General features: G+C 55.6%; 12 protein-coding genes. 6 read left to right on the top strand and 6 right to left on the bottom strand.

Going from position 1 to position 21,610, the window contains the following annotated elements; genetic code table 11:
* Positions 1-97: 97 nt before the first annotated feature.
* From pth to R0135_RS07605, 3 genes are all read left to right on the top strand, one after another.
* The gene (gene pth / locus R0135_RS07595) at positions 98-724 is read left to right on the top strand and encodes an aminoacyl-tRNA hydrolase (RefSeq protein WP_407349650.1); all 627 of its coding nucleotides are present in this window, start codon (positions 98-100) and stop codon (positions 722-724) included.
* 2 nt (positions 725-726) lie between these two features.
* Positions 727-1,821 carry a redox-regulated ATPase YchF gene (ychF, locus tag R0135_RS07600; protein WP_407349651.1) on the top strand — a complete coding sequence of 365 codons (1,095 nt, stop codon included), beginning with the start codon at positions 727-729 and terminating at the stop codon, positions 1,819-1,821.
* A gap of 64 nt (positions 1,822-1,885) precedes the next feature.
* Entirely contained in the window at positions 1,886-2,629 is a 744-nt protein-coding gene (locus R0135_RS07605; RefSeq protein WP_407349652.1) for an esterase/lipase family protein, read from the top strand.
* Between the two features lie 2 nt (positions 2,630-2,631).
* Here R0135_RS07605 and R0135_RS07610 read toward each other — a convergent pair whose 3' ends face one another.
* A complete protein-coding gene (locus tag R0135_RS07610; RefSeq protein WP_407349653.1) occupies positions 2,632-4,422 on the bottom strand; it encodes a TolC family outer membrane protein in 1,791 nt (596 codons plus the stop codon).
* Between the two features lie 165 nt (positions 4,423-4,587).
* Between R0135_RS07610 and R0135_RS07615 the strand changes: the two genes are divergently transcribed.
* Together R0135_RS07615 and R0135_RS07620 are read left to right on the top strand one after the other, a co-directional pair.
* Positions 4,588-5,280, top strand: coding sequence for a transglutaminase-like cysteine peptidase (locus R0135_RS07615; RefSeq protein ID WP_407349654.1), 693 nt, complete (start codon positions 4,588-4,590; stop codon positions 5,278-5,280).
* A gap of 9 nt (positions 5,281-5,289) precedes the next feature.
* Positions 5,290-7,206: an EAL domain-containing protein gene (locus R0135_RS07620; protein WP_407349655.1), complete on the top strand. Its 1,917-nt coding sequence runs from the start codon at positions 5,290-5,292 to the stop codon at positions 7,204-7,206.
* Here the strand turns inward: R0135_RS07620 and R0135_RS07625 are convergent.
* From R0135_RS07625 to R0135_RS07645, 5 genes are all read right to left on the bottom strand, one after another.
* Positions 7,203-7,550, bottom strand: a complete 348-nt coding sequence (locus tag R0135_RS07625; RefSeq protein WP_407349656.1) for a hypothetical protein — start codon at positions 7,548-7,550, stop codon at positions 7,203-7,205. The two genes, R0135_RS07620 and R0135_RS07625, sit on opposite strands and share 4 nt — an antisense overlap.
* Positions 7,551-7,571: 21 nt before the next feature.
* Positions 7,572-15,695 (bottom strand): retention module-containing protein, encoded by an 8,124-nt coding sequence (locus tag R0135_RS07630; RefSeq protein ID WP_407349657.1) that lies wholly within the window; start codon positions 15,693-15,695, stop codon positions 7,572-7,574.
* Positions 15,696-15,835: 140 nt separating this feature from the next.
* Positions 15,836-16,447, bottom strand: coding sequence for a LuxR C-terminal-related transcriptional regulator (locus tag R0135_RS07635; protein ID WP_407349658.1), 612 nt, complete (start codon positions 16,445-16,447; stop codon positions 15,836-15,838).
* A complete protein-coding gene (locus R0135_RS07640) occupies positions 16,447-17,790 on the bottom strand; it encodes an HlyD family type I secretion periplasmic adaptor subunit (protein ID WP_407349659.1) in 1,344 nt (447 codons plus the stop codon). The genes R0135_RS07635 and R0135_RS07640 overlap by 1 nt, the downstream gene beginning before the upstream one ends.
* Positions 17,787-19,910 carry a type I secretion system permease/ATPase gene (locus R0135_RS07645; RefSeq protein WP_407349660.1) on the bottom strand — a complete coding sequence of 708 codons (2,124 nt, stop codon included), beginning with the start codon at positions 19,908-19,910 and terminating at the stop codon, positions 17,787-17,789. Before R0135_RS07645 ends, R0135_RS07640 begins: the two co-directional genes overlap by 4 nt.
* A 794-nt stretch (positions 19,911-20,704) precedes the next feature.
* Here R0135_RS07645 and R0135_RS07650 point away from each other — a divergent pair.
* Positions 20,705-21,511, top strand: coding sequence for a class I SAM-dependent methyltransferase (locus R0135_RS07650; RefSeq protein ID WP_407349661.1), 807 nt, complete (start codon positions 20,705-20,707; stop codon positions 21,509-21,511).
* Positions 21,512-21,610 lie beyond the last annotated feature (99 nt).

Below are 21,610 nucleotides of genomic sequence, written 5' to 3' on the forward strand. Positions count from 1 at the left end.
AGTATTCGATCGAGGGCAGCGTTACGCTGCCCTTTTTCGTTGTACCCTTTTTGTTTGTTGCATCCGAACATTGACATAGGCATCGAGAGATAGATTCATGCCCTCCAGCATCCAACTCATTGTCGGCCTTGGAAATCCGGGCTCACAGTACGAAGGCACTCGCCATAACGCGGGCGAGGACTTTGTGCGCGAGTTGGCGCGGGTTGCCGGTGGCAGCTTCAAGACAGAGAGCAAGTATCACGGCGAAGTTGCTGAAGTGTTTTTTGCCGGCCACAAACTACGCCTGCTGATTCCGGCAACGTTTATGAACTTAAGCGGCAAATCCGTGGCGGCGCTGGCAAACTTCTACAAGATTGAGCCGACGCAGATTCTTATTGCCCACGACGAGTTGGATTTACCGCCGGGCTCGGCGCGCTTTAAGTTTGACGGTGGTCACGGCGGCCACAACGGTCTGCGCGATATTGTGCCGGCCCTTGGCAATCGCAAAGACTTCCACCGCTTGCGAGTGGGCATCGGCCACCCGGGGTCCGCCAAGCAAGTGAGCAACTACGTGCTGTCCAAGGCGTCACCAACGGATCGAGAGGCTATCGCTGCAAGCATCGATGAGGCCATTCGCGCACTACCCCTTCTGCTGGACGGCGACGCAGGCAAAGCCATGACACGGCTACACAGTTTTGATGGAGCGGACTCTTCCCTTGGGAATACCCCGCCGATAAAGGAATAGTTATGGGATTTAAATGTGGCATCGTTGGTCTACCCAACGTCGGCAAATCAACACTGTTTAACGCACTGACCCGCGCGGGTATCGACGCAGAGAACTTCCCGTTTTGTACCATCGAGCCCAATGCGGGCGTAGTGCCCGTGCCCGACCCCCGGCAAGAGAAGATCTCTGAACTGGTTAAGCCGCAAAAACAAATTGCCACGACCATGGAGTTTGTAGATATTGCAGGCCTGGTAGCCGGTGCCAGCAAGGGTGAGGGCCTGGGTAATCAGTTTTTGGCCAATATTCGCGAAACCGATGCCATTGCTCACGTGGTGCGGTGCTTTGAAGACGAGAACGTGATCCATGTGGCCAATGCTATCGATCCCGCTGCAGACATCGAAATCATCAATACCGAGTTGGCGCTGTCGGATCTGGATAGCTGCGAAAAGCAGCTCTCCAAAGTCGTGCGCACCGCAAAAGGCGGTGACAAAGAATCCATCGCCATGAAAGCGCTGCTGGAGAACAAACTACTGCCACACCTTAACGAGGCAAAACCCATTCGTGCGCTTTCGCTGGATGACAACGAGAAAGCATTGGTCAAATCGCTATTCTTGCTCACCAGCAAGCCTACGCTATACATCGCCAACGTTGATGAAGACGGGCTTGAGGGCAACGCACACGTCGACGTGGTGCGCGCTATTGCGGCGGAAGAAAACGCCGAGCTGGTGGTGATATGCAACAAGCTGGAGTCCGAGATTGTTGAACTTGAGGACGACGAACGAGCAGAGTTTCTGGCCGATATGGGCATGGAGGAGCCGGGACTGAATCGCGTTATCCGTGCGGGTTATCAGCTACTCAATCTGCAGACTTACTTTACGGCAGGTCCGCAGGAGGTTCGCGCCTGGACCGTAAAGGTTGGGGCCACCGCGCCAGAAGCTGCAGGAGTCATTCACACGGATTTTCAAAAAGGCTTCATCCGCGCCGAAGTGGTTGGCTATGAGGACTTCATCACCCACAAGGGTGAGCAAGGGGCTAAGGATGCCGGTCGCTGGCGCCTGGAGGGTAAGGAGTACGTGGTGCAGGATGGGGATGTGGTGCATTTTAGGTTTAATGTCTAAACCAGCGATCCAGCAAACGCGTATTTGATTTAACTGTTGAATACGTCGCCTAAGTAACTACATCTTGCAAAACTACAAGATCTACCACAGCCCTCCTCCCGCCCCAGCCCCCACGGCCATGGGCTTCCCTAATCTGCGCGGCGAATGGAAAGTCGGTAGTGAGGCAGTGCGGTTGGGGCTCTCATCGCCGCAGTTGATTCGTGCACCGCGAGGCCACGGCGAGCCAGTGTTGCTGCTACCGGGCTTTAAAGCGCCCGAGACGTCGATGTACCCGCTGCGTCGGTTGCTGCGACTAAAAGGCTACGACGCTCATACCTGGGGCCTTGGCGTGAATCAGGGTGACGTGCAGAGTTACGTTGATGCCCTCAAACCCCGCATAAAAGAACTGTCCGAGTCGAAAGGCTCCGCCGTGGCGCTTATCGGCTGGAGTCTCGGCGGTGTTGTCGCCCGAGAAATCGCGCGAGAGATTCCACAACACGTCAGTACCATAGTGACGTACGGCACACCGGTGATTGGCGGGCCGTCGTTTACCGTAGGCGCTGCATCCTACAGCGCTGCAGATCGTGAACACATTAATCGACTCATCAGAGAGCGTAACGCGGCTAACCCTATCCAAACGCCGCTGGCGATTGTGTTTACCCGGGGGGACACCATTGTGTCCTGGCCAGCGTGCATTGATCGATTCAGCCCTAACGCGACCCACTACGAAGTCGATGCAACGCATTTTTCTATGGGGATTGATCCGACGGTCTGGGGAATTGTTTTAGATCGCCTACAGCAGGCCTCTTCAAGATCTCCAGGACCTTGAGCTTACTTCGCGCTGGACTGACCCGCAGAGGCAAGCACAGCAGCTGAGCCGGGCAAAGTGATGGTGTAGCCTGCTTTGATGCTGTTGGGATCACCCAGATTGAAGGCATCAGGGTTCAAGTCTTGTATTGCCGCGATTGTCGCTGGCACTGACTCCCCTTCAAGACGAAAACGTGACGCGATCGCCCATAGGGTTTCGTTAGCCTGCACGGTATACGTCCGCGGCTGATCGAGTTTTGGCGCCTGAGCAATCTGCACGGTTACCGGCAGTGCAGTCGCACTATCACTGCGCTCTTCGCTAACCTCACTGACCTCGTTAAGAAGTTCCGTGGAAGAACCCGCCGCTCTGTCCAGGCGGCGAAAGATCGCCTCTTGATCGATATCCAGCGCGCCGGGAAAGCCATCGGGACATCGAGGAATCTCTTCTTTGTCCTTACGCTGCAGATCAAGCTCGAGCTCAGCAATTTTTTCTGCATTAAAGCCGCTGGCATCCAGGGCACGCGTCAGCGCTCCAATGCTTGCCAGTGTGTTGGCCTGCGCTGCCAACAGCTGCGTCTGCGCAGAGATCAAGGCACGTTGCGTGTTGAAGTATTCGTTCTGGCTATCCAGAAGATCCAGCAGCGAACGCTGACCAATATCAAACTGGTCGTTGTAGGCCCGCCGGGTCTTGTCCTGCGCGTCCAACTGCTGCGTTAGGTAGGAGACCTGCCTGCGGAGCACATCAACATCATTAAATGCGATCATGGTCTCGCGGCGCACGGACAAACAGGCGTCCTTACGCAACTCTACCGCTGAGTAGTAACGGCTTGCGGCCTCACGGCGGCGAGCGCTGTCAGAGCCGCCCCGATACAGGTTATAGCTCATCACCACTTCTACCGCCTGCAGATCGTAGTCACCAAGAATACCGTCGGTATTGCTCTCTTGCTCATTGCGATAGCGCAGATCAAGACGCGGATAAAAAGCGCCTCGCGTGGCATTGGATGATTCTCGCGATGATCGCAACTCCTCGATGGCACGGTTAATCTCGGGACTATTCTCGTACGCCAGACTCAAAGCCTGATCGCGAGACACCGGTAATGCCGACTCCGGCATCTGCGGCATGGGAAGCGTCTTTGCCGGCAGCAAACCAACAATGCGCTGAAACTCTGCACGGGTATCGTGAAGATTGGTGACCTCGGTAAGCAGGTTGGATTCTGCCAGCGCAAGGCGCGCTGTCGCCTGTTCCAGATCGACACGTTGGCTCACGCCACCCGCCGCGCGCTCCGCAATCTTGTTAAAGACCTGACGATGCACAACGTAGTTTTGCTCTGCGAATTGCACCAGGCGCTGATAAAGCACCGTATTCACATATGCCTGCGTCGCAGTGACTGCAACCTCCTGGGAGGCCGCTTCGAAATCGTAGTAGCGTGCCAGTTTTTCGTAGCGCTTAGCTCGCGCCTCGTCACGACTTTGAAAGCCATCAAAAAGTAGTTGGGTAATGGAGAACCGAAGAGAGTCTGACTCGTAGTCGCCAAAATCAGCTATGGGAGTCTGTCGCTCCTGACTGGAATAATTCCCGGACAAATCGACGCTTGGCAGCATATCGCCGCGCTCTGCTCGCTCGGACGCGCGCGTCGCCTCAAACTCATAGTAGGCAGAAGTTACCGCAGGGTTACTGGCTAGCGCCGTTACTATCGCCTCGCCATAGGTCGCCACTTGCTGCGATAAAGCCGCAGGCACCCATGCAGCAAACAAGGAGATGCACATTAACGCTGCACAGCGCATCCCCGGCAGTTTTTTTCTTCGGATTTTCAAAGCTGCTTTCCGGTCTTTTGAGTACCACATCAGGACCGCACCATCACAGTACCTGCGCAGACCTCTAATATATTTTATCTACGCTAGCATTTTAGGGCGACGAATCGCGGTTTCACAGCGCAAATCGATATTATACTGTGACCAGATACTCATTACGGCAAGCGCATGCCCATAAACACACAAGGTTGGCGACTGCTTTCGCTCACCCTCTGTTTTGTTGCCTTCCTGGGCTTTGTGAGGGGCGCCGCGTTATCAGACTCCATTGAATTCGAAACCTTACGCAAAGCTGCGGTGACGCGTTTTGGTGCTGATGCGGTGGCCTCCGTGTCTGACTGGGAGAAGTTTATCGCCGGATCAGGCTCCGCACCTGTGCTTACGCAGCTAAGCGCGACCAACGACTTTTTTAATGGCCGCCTGCGATGGGCCACTGATGAAGAAATCTATGGTGTAGAGGACTACTGGGCAACGCCGCTGGAAACGCTCGGTTCCGGCGAAGCTGATTGCGAAGACTTTACCATTGCCAAGTACATAACCCTTCTCGCCCTTGGCGTAGACCCAAAGAGTCTGCGACTTGTGTACGTAAAGGCCTTTCGGCCCGGCGGTTTGAACCAGGCGCACATGGTGCTTGCCTGGTATGAAAATCCAACCGCGGTGCCGCTCATTCTCGACAACATAAACACCGCGGTGCTTCCCGCCGTAAACCGTCAGGATCTGACACCCATTTTCAGCTTTAATGCCGATGACCTTTGGATCAGCGGTGCGAATGACCCGAGCAGTGCAAACCCGCAGTTGCGGATTTCACGCTGGAGACAGGTCCTTGAACGCATTGCTAACGAAGGCTTCAGGGCAACCTGGTAGGAGAGCAGCATGTCCCTCTATCGACAATTATGGATCGCCATCGCCGTGCTGATGCTGGTTATCTTTAGCATCACATTCATCATAAACGGCGTCAGCAGCAGTCGCTATCTGGAGGAGCAACTGCTGATCAAAAACAACGATGACGTGGCCGCCGTAGCGCTATCGCTGTCGCAGCAGAACCTTGACCCGGTGTCACTGGAGATACAGCTGTCTACGCTCCTGGATCATGGCTCATACACCTGGGTAGAGTTTCGCCAAGCTGATGGCAAAGTCAGCTTTAACCGCACACAGACCTTCAGCACGAGTAACGCTCCCGCCTGGCTAAAAACCCTTTTTCCTATTGAGTCTGCACCGGCCTCCGCGGACGTAAGCAGCGGCTGGACACAGCTGGGCACGCTGTCTCTGCGCAGCGATAGTGCCTTTGCCTACGATGAACTATGGTCTAGCGCCAAACGCTCTTTACTCGCCCTGATCATTGCCACAGCCCTGGCAGGCGGACTTGGATCTCTGTTACTGCGCGCTATTCTTGCGCCATTGGGACGAGTCGTCGATCAAGCCGAAGCTCTTGGAGAGCGGCGTTTCATCAAAACCACAGAACCTAAAACTCTGGAGTTCGCTCGGGTCACCCGAGCAATGAACACGCTTACCGAGCGTATCGAAGCCATGCTGACCAAGGAGGCCAATCGCCTCACCGAACGAAGAGTGAGCGAGGAGTTCGACTCACTTGCGGGCATCTATACTCGCCGTGCCTTCCTTTCGCGTCTCGATGCCTATATCAACGCCGAAGACTCCACTGCTGAAGGATCTATCGCTGTAATTCGACTTACGGGATTCACCGCGGTAAACGAGCGCTTTGGTCGAGATATCACAGACCGATTCATTCGCGCCCTGGGCGAAGCTCTCCAGGCGCAAGAGCAACAATCACCCACAACGCTCTGTGGCCGCTTGAGCGGTGGCGACTTTGCGCTCCTGCGCCCCGAGGACAACAACGCTTTACAACTTCTGAGTGAGCTTCGAGAAAGCATAACTGCCATCATCGAAAGATTTGAATTAAGCGAAGAGATCACTGTGGTCAGTGCATGCGCGAACTATGCCGCGGCTGATGCTGGCGATGCTCTTCTTGCAGAGCTTGAGGGATCACTTCAGGACGAGAACCTTCACTCGACACAACCACGAGAATCCACCGTACATAAGTACGGTGGCGAATCAGCGGAGCAACAAGGCGCCGATTTTTGGAACTCGCTGTTGCGAGACGCGCTGTCGTCACAACGCTTTGAGCTTCAGTTTTTCCCGGTAAACGACGCGAATAATCAACGCCTGCAATCAGTGGGTATGCTGCGCCTGGATCAGGATGAAACCCGCTTTACCGCAGGACAGATCATGCCTTGGGTTAACCGCCTGAACCTCAACCAACAGGTTGATCGCGCGGTGATAGATCTGGCCCTAAAGAGCGCCCGCCGCGTAGAGGGTATGCTTTGCATTAATCTGTCTAATGGAGCCTTGACGGATGATAGCTTCAAGGACTGGCTGGACGCGGCGTTTGCGGCTGACCCTGACAACGCACGCAGGCTTTGTATTGATTTCACCGAATCTGCGACCTACGCTCATGCGACAGCCTTCAAGGCGATACAACAAGTACTAAAAACCTATGGCGCGTCAATTGGCATCAAGCATATGGGCCATCAACTCAAAAAAATGGGTTCTCTGGCAGACCTTGGCGCAGATTATTTAAAGGTCGATCAGTTGTTTGTGCGCGGCATCCATAGCAACGAAGGCGATAGAACCGTGTTGAAAGCTTACGCTGCCATCGCCCAGTCGCTTGGCGCAGAGTGCATCGCAGAAGGAGTCCAAAATTCGCAAGAATCTGTCACGGCATTCGCATGTGGTGCCACAGCGGTTACCGGACCCGGCGTCGCCAAAGACTAGATCCGCTGATCATCATCGATGAGATCCAGCGGATTATCGCCGCGGCGCAGTGCTTGTCGCTCAAGGATTTTTGCCTGAGCCTTTTCTGGTAGCTCTGTGAACAGCAGGATGTTTTTGTCCATAAGAAGATCGAGCACGTCCTCAAGAACGCGCACAAACTCTAGATCAGTGCGCGCCAGCTCTCCATCAGCGACTACCGACTCCATAAACCGCCGCAACTCCGGATCCCCGGGGGGCAGTTCCTGATCAAAGCCAGGCTGCGCGTTCTCACTGACCGCGCAGATCTCACCTTTGGCATCACGTTGCACGTAGAACATAGTCACCGACCACCGATTGACTGACACTGTAGAAGAACACCCAAACTATCAGTCCACACTACCAGACTCGGGCTTTTCATCCGTAGTCATATTCAACAGCAGATCGATTTCCATAGCAGCAATGTCCTGCGCCGCATCGCCTGACGCGCTGGCCGGCGCAGCCGTATCATTTGCTTCAATAACCACATCGCCTGCTTCCTGTGCTAGAACCGGAATATCAATGGTCCCGTGATCTACGAGCACATCAGCGATATCGATAGCAAAGCTCGCATCCTCGGCGGTAGTTACCGAGCCATCGGTCCAAGTGACATTTGACCGCCCATGAATAGCGACATCACCATCGGCGGCAATTCCTGAGGCACTATCTTCCGTGTAGCTAAGATCAATACTTTCAACACCCAAATCATCGAGAGATCGAAGTTCGCCCTCATCTGTGACTCCGTCTGAATCGGCATCCTGCCATACGGCGAACTGGCTCCAGGCCTCGTCGCCCGGATCAAGCTGGCTATTTTGATTGGTATCGAATACCTCTGCCACGGCCTCCATATCTGTCTCAGCATTCTCGGACCATTCGGTAAAGACATATTCCCGAGTCTCGTCGACCGTGCCCGATTGATTCGCATCAATGACCAACAGCCCATCATCTGGCGCAACCCAGGCAGTGTTTACAGACTCTCCGGTAACTTGATCGGTGAATATAACGCCCGCATCGCGGGAGAGGTACTCGACACCGTCGTCGTCTAGATCTAAGGCAATAGGCGCGCTGGACTGTTCAATAATAACCGTCGCTGGATCACTAACGTTACCCTGCTCGTCAGTCACGTCGTAGGTAAATTGCGCATTCGTAAACGAAATTGGCGCGTAGGCTACACTTTTGACCAAATAGTCACTGCTGTCTGCGTTCTTGCCAGTGCCTTGCGTAACCCCATCAACGTAGGGGGTGGCAGTAAACCTCAGTGCATAAAACGGTTGTCCAACGTCCGAAAGCGTAAAACTTCCGCCGCTACCGCCAATGTTAAAATCGACAGGCACTCCACCGAGCGTTGCATTGGCGCGTCCGTAGAAAGTCCAGGAGCCAATCACGCTACCGTTAGCATCGAGTGCTTCGACGCGACCAGCCTCACCTTCATTCGGAAAGAGCCGCTCAATCCGCACCGTCGCTTCGGTAACCGGCCCACCCAAATTGAGAACCATTGTTTCTGAGCTGCCATTGCGATAGCCCAGCTGTTCTGGTGCCTGCTGTTGCGTATTACCTGCACTGTCAACTCCAAGCCCTGAACTAGACTGGGTGATTTGGGCATTACGACCGTTGAAGCCGCTCACAGTCACGCCCGATGCGTCCGTGGACAAATCTTGGACGACCTGTTCTGCAGGCTTAGCCCAGTAGAGCGAAGATCCGCTGTCAAATGTATCGCCCGCTTGAGCCTGCGTATAGGAGCCGTCTCCGTTGGCATCCAGATACAAAGTTCCGTCTATGGGCGTTGAACGCAAGGTAAATACCAAATCATCCAGCTGAGTTTCGTTATCCACGCCGCCAAGCGTCGGAGTACTCTCCAGCCCTGTCCCATCAACAATGCCATCAACGTCAAAAAATACTTCGACTTGCGGATTAGTGAGCGTGCCATCCCGACCGGGCCCATCAGCTAATGCAGCAAGCGCTGTCAGCGAGTCAGCCGTTGGCGTTGTGTCAGGCTCAGCAACGTCCGTCACTGTGATCGCTACGGACGCTGGCGTAGCATCCTGAGCACCGTCATCATCAACCGATGCATAGCTAAAGCTGTCGTCACCAAAGTAGTCTGGATTGGGTGTGTAGGTCAGATTGCCGGCTTCGGCCACCGAAATGGTCTGACCCACCGTCGTCACTGCAACACCGTTTAACAGCAGCGTGCCGTTCGCAGGCAGACCAGTGATTACAAAGCTCTCGACCGTCCCATCACTATCACTGCCGGTCAGCGTCGGCACCGCGTTAGCACTCGTATCCTCCGCAACCGTCAATGTCTTTGCGTCTGAGTCCGGGGCGACGTTCGGTGCCGGCGGCTCAGCAACATCCGTCACTGTGATCGCCACGGTCGCTGGCGTCGCATCCTGAGTACCGTCATCATCAACCGACGCATAGCTAAAGCTGTCGTCACCAAAGTAGTCTGGATTGGGTGTGTAGGTCAGATTGCCGGCTTCGGCCACCGAAATGGTCTGACCCACCGTCGTCACTGCAACTCCGTTTAACAGCAGCGTGCCGTTCGCAGGCAGACCAGTGATTACAAAGCTCTCGACCGTTCCGTCACTATCACTGCCGGTCAGCGTCGGCACCGCGTTAGCACTCGTATCCTCCGCAACCGTCAATGTCTTTGCGTCTGACTCCGGCGGATCGTTCACGGCGTTGACTGTCAGATTAACGGTAGCCGTGGATTCGCCGCCTTCACCATCGCTGATGGTGTATTCGAAGCTGGCAGGCCCGTTGTAATCCGCCGTCGGCGTGAATGTGACTGTGCCGTCACCGTTAAGGACTACGGTGCCATTGATCGCTGTGCCCACGCTGGCGATGCTTAAATCATCACCATCGGGATCGCTATCGTTGCCGAGCAGATCGACAGGATTAAAGGTTACGGCCACGTCCTCGTCGGTGGAACCAGTATCGTCGGTCGCCGTCGGGCCAGGGTTGGTCACGGTCCAGTCGAAGCTCTGATTGACGGAGGGATTCACGCCATCGGTGGCGGTGACTGTGACGTTGTACACGCCGCCGCCAAGCTGGGACGCACTGTTATCGATAGTGCCGGAGATTACGCCGGTGGCAGGATCAATGCTCAGACCTGCAGGTAAGCCAGTCGCGCTGTAAGTGAGCGTACTGTCCACATCGTTGAACGCGACGGAGGTGTCGACCGACGCAACAGCATCCGCATCATCATTCGCCTGGTTGCCCAGCGGCGCGATAACGACCGGCGGATCATTCACGGCGTTGACGGTCAGGTTGACCGTAGCCGTGGATTCGCCACCCTCGCCATCGATGATGGTGTATTCGAAGCTGGCAGGCCCGTTGTAATCCGCCGTCGGGGTGAATGTGACTGTGCCGTCACCGTTAAGGACTACGGTGCCATTGATCGCTGTGCCCACGCTGGTGATGCTTAAATCATCGCCATCGGGATCGCTATCGTTGCCGAGCAGATCGACAGGATTAAAGATGACCGCCACGTCCTCGTCGGTGGAACCGCTATCGTCGTTCGCCGTCGGGCCCGGGTTGGTCACGGTCCAGTCGAAGCTCTGACTGACGGAGGGATTGACGCCATCAGTCGCGGTGACCATCACGTTGTAAACGCCGGCGGTGCCATCCTGAGATGCACTGTTATCGATAGTGCCGCTTATGATGCCCGTCGCTGAATCGATCGTCAGGCCTGCAGGCAGTCCGGTAGCGCTGTACGTGAGCGTACTGTCCACATCGTTGAAGGCGACCGAGGTGTCGACTGACGCAACGTCATCCGCATCATCATTCGCCTGGTTGCCCAGCGGCGCGATAACGACCGGCGGGTCGTTCACGGCGTTGACTGTCAGATTAACGGTAGCCGTGGATTCGCCGCCTTCACCATCGCTGATGGTGTACTCGAAGCTCGCTGGGCCGCTGTAATCCGCGGTCGGGGTGAACGTGACCGTGCCATCACTGTTGAGATCGACCGTACCGTTAGTGGGCGAACCTACGCTGGTGATGCTTAAATCATCACCATCGGGATCGCTATCGTTGCCGAGCAGATCGACAGGATTAAAGATGACCGCCACGTCCTCGTCGGTGGAACCGCTATCGTCGTTCGCCGTCGGGCCCGGGTTGGTTACCGTCCAATCAAAGCTCTGACTGACGGAGGGATTCACGCCATCAGTCGCGGTGACCACGACGTTGTAAACGCCGGCGGTGCCATCCTGAGACGCACTATTATCGATAGTGCCGGAGATAACCCCGGTGGCAGGATCGATGCTCAGACCTAAAGGTAAGCCAGACGCGCTGTAAGTGAGCGTGCTGTCCACATCGTTGAACGCGACCGAGGTGTCGACCGACGCAACGTCGTCCGCATCATCATTCGCCTGGTTGCCCAGCGGCGCGATAACCACCGGAGGATCGTTCACAGCGTTGACTGTCAAATTCACTGTCGCCGTGGATTCGCCACCCTCACCATCGCTGATGGTGTATTCGAAGCTCGCGGGGCCGTTGTAATCCGCCGTCGGGGTGAACGTGACCGTGCCATCACTGTTGAGATCGACCGTACCGTTAGTGGGCGAACCTACGCTGGTAATGCTTAAATCATCACCATCGGGATCGCTGTCGTTGCCGAGCAGATCGACAGGATTAAAGGTCACGGCCACATCTTCGTCGGTGGAACCGGTATCGTCGTTCGCCGTCGGGCCAGGGTTGGTTACGGTCCAGTCGAAGCTCTGATTGACGGAGGGATTCACGCCATCGGTGGCGGTGACTGTGACGTTGTAAACGCCGGCGGTGCCATCCTGAGATGCACTGTTATCGATAGTGCCGGAGATAATCCCGGTGGCAGGATCGATGCTCAGACCTAAAGGTAAGCCAGACGCGCTGTACGTGAGCGTGCTGTCCACATCGTTGAAGGCCGTGGAAGCGTCAACTGGCGTAATCGCATCCGCATCATCGTTTGCCTGGTTGCCCAGCGGCGCGATAACGACCGGGGGATCATTCACAGCGTTGACGGTCAGATTAACGGTCGCGGTGGATTCGCCACCCTCGCCATCGCTGATGGTGTACTCGAAGCTCGCTGGGCCGCTGTAATCCGCGGTCGGGGTGAACGTGACCGTGCCATCACTGTTGAGATCGACCGTACCGTTAGTGGGCGAACCTACGCTGGTAATGCTTAAATCATCACCATCGGGATCCGAGTCGTTACCCAACAGATCCGACGGAGTGAATATTGCTGCAACATCTTCGTCGGTCGACCCGGTATCGTCATTTGCCGTCGGGCCAGGGTTGGTGACCGTCCAGTCGAAGCTCTGACTGACGGAGGGATTCACGCCATCAGTCGCGGTCACAACCACGTTATAAACGCCGCCGCCAAGCTGGGACGCACTGTTATCGATCGTGCCGGAGATAACCCCGGTGGCAGGATCGATGCTCAGACCTGCAGGTAAGCCAGACGCGCTGTAAGTGAGCGTGCTGTCCACATCGTTGAACGCGACCGAGGTGTCGACCGACGCAACGTCATCCGCATCATCATTCGCCTGGTTGCCCAGCGGCGCAATCACCACCGGCGGATCATTAACCGCATCGACGGTCAGGTTCACGGTAGCCGTGGATTCTCCGCCCTCACCATCGCTGATGGTGTATTCGAAGCTCGCGGGGCCGTTGTAATCCGCCGTCGGGGTGAACGTGACCGTGCCATCACTGTTGAGATCGACCGTACCGTTAGTGGGCGAACCTACGCTGGTAATGCTTAAATCATCACCATCGGGATCGCTGTCGTTGCCGAGCAGATCGACAGGATTAAAGGTCACGGCCACATCTTCGTCGGTGGAACCGGTATCGTCGTTCGCCGTCGGGCCAGGGTTGGTTACGGTCCAGTCGAAGCTCTGATTGACGGAGGGATTCACGCCATCGGTGGCGGTGACCACGACGCTGTAAACGCCAGCGGTGCCATCCTGAGATGCACTGTTATCGATAGTGCCGGAGATTACGCCGGTGGCAGGATCGATGCTCAGACCTAAAGGTAAGCCAGACGCGCTGTACGTGAGCGTGCTGTCCACATCGTTGAAGGCCGTGGAGGCGTCAACTGGCGTAATCGCATCCGCATCATCATTCGCCTGGTTGCCCAGCGGCGCGATAACGACCGGGGGATCATTCACAGCGTTGACGGTCAGATTAACGGTCGCGGTGGATTCTCCGCCTTCACCATCGCTGATGGTGTATTCAAAACTGGCGGGGCCGTTGTAGTCGGCATTCGGCGTAAAGGTGACGGTGCCGTCACCGTTAAGGACTACGGTGCCATTGGTCGCTGTACCTACGCTGGTAATGCCTAAATCATCACCATCGGGATCGCTGTCGTTGCCGAGCAGATCCGCAGGACTAAAGATGACCGCCACGTCCTCGTCGGTCGAACCTGTATCGTCATTTGCCGTCGGGCCCGGGTTGGTTACCGTCCAGTCGAAGCTCTCGCTGACCGGCGTGTTAACGCCATCAGTCGCGGTGACCACGACGTTGTAAACGCCGGCGGTGCCATCCTGAGATGCACTGTTATCGATAGTGCCGAAGATTACGCCGGTGGCAGGATCAATGCTCAGACCTGCAGGTAAGCCAGACGCGCTGTACGTGAGCGTGCTGTCCACATCAGAGAAGTTAGACCCAACATCTACCGACACCACCTCTGCATCCTCGCTGGACACAGGACTCAGGCCCACCGATACGGGAGGGTCGTTATCTGGCGTGACCGTTAAATTAACCGTGGCCGTATCACTACCGCCCTCACCATCACTGATGGTGTAGGTGAAGCTATCCGGGCCGTTGTAATTCGCGTTGGGCGTGTACTTCAGCGTCCCATCGCCGTTATCGGTAACCGTGCCATTCGTTGGTTGAGTGAAGCTCACGATGCTCAAAGTGTCGCCGTCGACATCGGTATCGTTCGCAAGTACCGAGATATCAAGGGCGGTGTCCTCTGCAGCGCCCTGAGTATCGTCCACTGCATCAGGACCGGGATTACTCACGGTCCAGTCAAAGCTCTCGCTGACGGATGGATTCACACCATCAGTCGCGGTGACTGTGACGCTGTAAACGCCGCCGCCAAGCTGGGACGCACTGTTATCGATAGTGCCGCTGATCACGCCGGTGGCAGGATCGATACTCAATCCAGCAGGCAAACCGGTAGCGCTGTAGGTCAGTGTGCTGTCCACGTCGGTAAAGTTGCCGCTCACATCCACAGACACGGCGTCTGCGTCTTCGCTTGACTGCGCCTCTAGATCCACTGACACGGGCGAGTCATCAACAGGATCGATGGTGAGATTTACCGTTGCCACGTTGGAGACCGCACCATCATTGTCGGTAACCGTGTAAGTAAAGCTGTCGGCGCCCGCGTAATCTGCGTTGGGGGTATAGGTCACTGTGCCATTGGCATTGACGGTAACGGTGCCGTTGACGGGACCGCCGACAATGCTGACGCTGCCGGGAATCAGGCTGCCATCACTGTCGCTATCGTTGCCCAGCACATTAATAGTAATGGGCGTGTCTTCAGAGAGCGTTTGACTGTCGTTACCCGCGACAGGGCCGACGTTTACGGGCGGTGCAGGCGGGGCAAGAGGAGGTGTGACCGGCGGCGTAGTCGGAACCTCCTCGGCAACGTTGATAGTCACCACAGTGGTATCTGTATTACCGTTCTCGTCCGTTATCGTATATTCAAAGCTGTCCTCACCACTGAATCCATCATTGGGCTCATAAATAAAGCTACCATCAGGATTGAGCACAACGGTGCCATTGGCCGGCTCCGTATTACCAACAACCGACAACGCCTCGGACTCGGGATCACTATCGTTATCCAGAACATTGCCGATTACTGCACTGGCAAACTCCCCAGAATAAGTATCAGGCTCGGCCACTGGCGCAAGGTTCACTGGCGGCGGTGGAGGTGGCGGCAAGACAACAGGTGGCGCGGGCGGCGCGCCGCCAGGATCTACGCCACCGTCACCCCCTGACGAATCATCCAGCAATAGCTGCAGGTCATTGTCGATGGCAGGCTCGTCCGGGTTGATGCGATCTGCATCAGTCCCCGCATCCAGCGTCGCGAATTCCGGTAGATCAAAACCAATACGGCCCAAACGAACAAAGGAGCTACCCTCATCCTGACCCGGGCCACCAGCAGCCGGGGCATCAAGGTTATCTAACAGGTCACCGCCGTTTTCCAGCGTCTCGACAATCGTGGCAATGGTGTCATCGATCACAGAAGCATCTGCCGCCGTGTCCCGCGTCTCGGCCAATAACTCGCCGGTGACCAGCAGCTCACGACCGCCGGGCATCACAATAGAGGGCGCATCTGCGACCGCGACTTCAAGAACGGCGCCTGGCTCGGTGACCAGTACTTCTCCCTGAAAAATAGCATCGCCAATCTGCAGCTGCCGCTGGCTGCCGTCTTCCGCGCGAGCGAAGGCAGTACCCTGGAGCTTTTCTACTGTGCCGATTTGCTGGGCCATAACGCATCAATCCTAAAAAGACTATTTCAATCCCTTTATGATCGCCGCTGAGAAGGCCTGTCGATATGTACTAAAGGGCAGTTCTGGCCGCAAACGGTGACCCAGTTCACGAAAGCGGAAGCTTGCGCAGGGTAGAAGATCTAGTGAATAGGCAGGCGATTCACATAAAGCGCCAGCTGAACGCGATCCCGCAGGCCCAGCTTGTCAAAGATAGAGGTGAGATTAGCCTTTACCGTGCGCTCGCTGACGCCAAGCGCTTCGGCGAGTTCCCGGTTGTTGTAACCGCGCCCAACAAGCAATGCGACCTCCTCTTCTCTAGGAGTCAATTCGTCAAAGTGTCTCGGCGAACGTTCGCTGGACTGAGCATCTATACGCTTACCCAGATCCGAAATGCGCTGCAGCAGCTCTCGCGGCATCCACAAGCCACCGGCCAACACGACCTCGGCAACCTCCTGAAGCTGCTCGGGCACCGCCTCTGCGTGGCAGTAACCACGAACGCCAAGAGACAAGAGCGCAAACGCTTCGCTCTCGCTGGGCATGGAGCTTAATGCAACCAGCAAGACGCCCTGGGTAATCAGCCGCTCTATCGCCGCGCGGTTGTCTGGCAGCGGCAAAGTATCCAAATCCACAAAACAGAGTGAGAGCTCTACAGCCTCATCAATGTCTAAGCTCGAGCTGAGCGGCAGATCCGGGAACGCAGCCCGCCAGCGCGCTCGGGCGGATCCTGTAGATGTAACAAACAGTGGCTTCATTAACGCTCTGACAGTGCCCGTTGCTGTGCGCGGAGCACAGGCTTCATTAGATAAGCCAACACGGTCTTTTTGCCGGTAATTACGTCCACCTCAACGGTCATACCGGGAATAATCGGGCTATCTGGCCCAAAGTCGGATTGCTCGGTGCGCACCAGCACCTCGTAAAAGGCATTGCCATCTTCATCCAACACGGTATCTGCTGCAATCTGCTCCACGTGCCCTTCCAGGCCGCCGTAAACCACAAAATCATAGGCGGTGACTTTGACGTTGGCGCGCTGACCTGCGGCGATAAACGCAATGTCCTGAGGCCGCACGCGCACCTCTAATAACAAAGTGTCATCGGCGGGAATCAGCTCCACAATGTCTCTGCCGGGCAATACAACCCCACCAACTGTATTGAAGTACAGCTGGTTGATGATGCCGCTCACCGGCGCCGTGAGATTGGTCTGACTTACCCGGTCGGACAAACCTGCCGCCGCTTCGGTCAGGGCCTTGATACGCGTGAGAGTGTCGGTAAGCTGCTCTCTTGCCTCGTTAGAAAACTCCAACTGCACGGCATTCACTCGACCGCGCGCCTCGGCAATGGCAGCGCTCACACGTTTGATTTGCGCCTGGGTTTGCGCCAGTTCACCAGCGGCACGGTTTACTTCTCGCTGCAGGCGCAAGATCTCTACCTGAGACACCGCTCCGGAAGCCACCATGGGCTCGGTGACGGTGAGCTCCTGCTGCGCAAGACGCTGCTCTGTGGCGAGCTGTGATTCGCGGGCCTTGAGTTCCGAGAGTTCTTCGCTGCGCTGTTCCAGCTGCTGGCGAGCAATCTCCTGCTCTACTCTCAGAGCCGTCACCGATGACTCATAAAGCTCGCGCTCCTGCTCCGAAACGTCCGGTAATGCCGTGAACATTTGCGCCGTGGGCACAAACTCGGCGTTATCGACCATGGCGCGAAGCCGGGCGGCCTTAATGCTCAATCCCTCAAGCTCGACGCGATTTTCGCCAAGGGTCGCCTGAGAGCGGGTCTGATCCAAACGTAAAAGCAAATCACCAGCTTCAACCGTATCGCCCTCACGAATGAGGATCTCGCGAATCACACCGCCGTCTTGGGAGCCCACCACCTGCACCTGCTGAGAAGGAATCACCTTGCCCTGCCCTCGAGTGACAGTATCGATCTCGGCAAAGCTTGCCCAAATGATCAAAAGCAGCACAACAAGGGCAATACCGTAGAGCATGCCCCGGGCTCGAAGCGGTTCCTGCTCGATCGCCGCGCGATCCGCCAAATCACTCCAGCCCGCATTGACCTTGGGGTTGCTGGATCGCACTACCGGCGTTTGCGGCAAGTCGCTCATTGCACTTTACCTATGCGACCCTGCTGCAGCGCGGCCACGACGCTATCGCGAGGACCGTCGGCAACGATACGCCCGCCGTCCACCACAATTATGCGATCTACCAATGCCAGCAGCGCATTGCGGTGGGTGACCACCACCATCGTGCGGCCTTCGGCGTAAGTCTTTAGATGATCTATGACCGTCTTCTCTGTGGAGTTATCCATAGAGCCCGTAGGCTCGTCCATGAGAAGGATGTCGGGTTCGTGTACCAGCGCCCTGGCCAACGCGATGCAGCGCCGCTGCCCGCCAGACACCGAATCCCCGCGCTCGCTGATTTGCATATCGAAGCCACTGGGATGACGGTTTACAAAATCGGCCAATCCCGCGCGCTCCACCGCTTTTAATAAAGCCGCGTCGCTAATGCCGCGGTGGGCCAAAGTCAGATTGTCGCGAAGCGTGCCCTGAAACAGCGTGATGTCCTGGGGCACGTAGCCCACAGCGCGGCGATACTCCCGGGGGTCCAACTGCCGAAGATCGATGCCATCAATCAGCACCTCTCCCTCGACGGGTTGATACAAACCCATAGCGAGGCGCTGGAGCGTTGTTTTACCCGAGCCAATGCGCCCCAAAATCCCCACGTGCTCGCCCGCTTTGATAGAGAACGACATGCCAGACAGCGAAGCGGTCTCTGCACCCGGATACTGAAAGCCAAGGTTCTTGAATTCGATGGCACCCTCAAAGCGCTCACGAGACACATAGGCCCCATCCTTTTTACCATCTACTGGCTGCTCAAACATGGCGTCCAATGAGGTAAGCGAGATCCGCGCGTTGTGGTACTGGGTGATCAAACCGGCCAGCTGACCAAAAGGTGCGACCGAACGGCCTGCGAGCATGCTGCAGGCAATGAGTCCACCCATGGTCATTTCGCCGGCGGATATGAGGTACACACCGGTGATAATCACCGACACCGATATAAGCTGCTGACACCAGGCCGTGGCCTGGGTCACCGACGACGAGGTGAGACGCATGCGTACGCCAACTCCAGCCAAAAACCGCGTGGCCTCTTCCCACTTGCGCTGAACAATGGACTCGGCGCCCATGGCTTTTAAGGTCTCAACGCTGGACAGCGCCTCGATAAGCGTGGCGTTACGCATGGCGCCGGCCTGATAAGAGGTCTCAGTAAGCTTTTGCAGCTTTGGGCGCATGAACAGGGCAAAACCCACAAGCAAAACAATACCTATCAAAACGGGGATCAACACGGGCCAGGCAATCCAGCCGATCACCGCAAAGAACACCAGTGCAAAGGGCAGATCGATCACGCTGTTAATGGTCGCCGAGGCAATAAAGTCGCGCAGCGTCTCGAAGGAGCGCAGGTTCACCGCAAAGGATCCGACGGATGACGCGCGATGCTCCAACCGAATACCCAAAGCCTGCTCCATGATGCGCGCAGACAAATCCACGTCCACCCGCTTGCCTGCCAGATCTACAAAGTAGCTGCGTAGAGTACGCAAAATCACGTCGCCGATAATGATGACGAACATACCGGCGGCGAGCATCCACAAAGTCTCAAAGGCCGCATTTGGTACGACGCGGTCGTAAACGTTCATGGTGAACAGCGGGAGTGCGAGCGCAAACACGTTAATAAAGAACGCAGCAAACAACACGTCCCTATACACGCCGGTGTTAGCGCGCATAGCCGTCCAGAACCAATGACCTTCTCGGTGCCGCGGCTGATAGCCGGCGGTTTTGGCATCGACTTTAAATCGCGGCCGGGCCAGTAACACATGACCCGTGGCGCGGGCAGTTAGTGCGTCCACAGACTCCGTCACCTCCGTGTCTATGGCCTGGGGATAAACCACTCGCACAGTGCCGTTCTCGCCGGTGCCCAAATAAACACAGGCGCTGTCTTCAAGCAGCACAATTGCCGGGCAAACCGCGTCAGGAATTTGATCAAGCGTTAAATGCGTCAGACGCGTGTTAAGCCCCGCCCGATCCGCCGCACGTAAAAGCAAGTCCGGGGTAAGACCCTGCTCTGCCACGGGCAAGGCCGCGGTGAGCGACTCCGCCGTTGCTGCGAGCTGGTGATAGTGCGCTACGTATAGCAGGCAATCCACCAGAGGGTCGTGTTGGGGCGTGGTCATTCGTGGTGCTATCTCCGCGAAACGGTGATGATCCTGCGCATATATTATCAGTTGGCGTAGCTCTGCGGTGAGAGCTGGTTGGCATAATAGGGCTTTAATGGCGAGGGAATATTGGCTGCAACCTGATAGATGGGCATAGCGCTTGATTTGCAAGTAGGGACCACTAAAACCCACGAGAATGCGGTATCAGTTGTGATTTTCCACAAGCTCGAATCCGAGATTATCGAACTTTAGTCCAATGAGCGCGCCAAGTTCTTGGCGGATATGAGCAGAGAAAAACCCGTGCGAAATCGAGTCAGTCGCGCGGGCTATCAGCGATTAATTCAGAAGAGCTATCTTACCGCCGGCGAAAAAGAAGTGTGCGCCTAGACAGTAGACAAGGGGGAAGCCGTGGCGCCTACCGGCTGGAGCCTCGGTGGTGTTGTCGCCCGAGAAATTGCCCGAGAGATTCCACAATAGGTCAGTATCCAAATCTTGTATTGCCGCGATTCGGCAGGCATCCAGGGTACAAGTCAGCGGCCCGATGCATCCCTGAGCAGACAGCAACAAATACAGTTACAAACGTCCCCGCAGGGCAAGGACGACAATATAGAGGCGGTCACACGCTGCCCTCTTCCTTTTTCGCTCAGACATTCTGGGCCATACTCTTCAGAAGCGAGGCACATTGTTTATCCTTGGCGGGATTGAAAGTCTAGATAATATCTACACGACCTATCTTACGAGTGCACATCAACAATAATGAGTATCAAAAAGTGGTCTACTCTCACACGAAATGTTAGATAAATAGCCCCCACATGCTGACTTTATTTAAATCTATTAATGTTGGCTTATCTAAGCGAGCACTTTGGCGGCTGCCAGAACAGCTTACCGAACCTTTGTTTCCAATATACGACCAAATGATTTGGTCATATTCGAGCACATTGAAAAACGGTGTATTGTTAGATGTGGGCGGTGGCTTTTTAATGCCTGCCGCACGTTCCCGGCAGTACATGCAAAGCTGCGAGGTTATTGGCTTTGATATTTCTGCAGCAGCTCTCCGTAAAAATCACGATATTGACTTTGGCATTTGTGCCGACGCTTGCAAAAGCTGGCCCCTAGCCGATGAGTCTGTGGATATTGTGGTGAGCCGCTCCTTAATAGAACATTTGCACGACACCGAAACCTTTGCCCGAGAATGCTATCGCGTACTAAAACCTGGCGGCATTGCGATCCATGTTTTGCCAGGCAAAAACTCTCCATTCTCGATCTTGAACAGACTACTGCCAAACAAAGTCTCAAAGCACTTACTAAACTGGGCCTTTCCCCACAGAAAATCAGAACTAGGCTTTCCGGCCTATTATCAAAACTGTGCTTACCCTGCAATCACGCAATTATTTGAACGTCATCATTTTCAACTTGAAGTTGTAAGACTGCGTTATTTTCAATCAAGCTATTTCATGGTCTTTTTCCCTGTTTTTGTTTTATCGGCGCTTTATGATTTGTTGCTGTGGAGGTTGGGCATCAAAAGACTCGCCTCGCAATTTCTATTGGTTGTATCGAAAGCGAATGATGAATGCAGTCCGCAGATAAGGAACCATAAGGCTGGGCATGCGATCAAATAATTTACGTTATCTGCGCTTTAGCGAAACCCCGAGAAACATCTTGTTCACTTTGTCATAGCTCGATCCTCTCACGGTGTGGAGGCTCCGACAGACGCGACG

Source organism: Congregibacter variabilis (genome assembly GCF_045689235.1).
Taxonomy (GTDB): domain Bacteria; phylum Pseudomonadota; class Gammaproteobacteria; order Pseudomonadales; family Halieaceae; genus Congregibacter; species Congregibacter variabilis.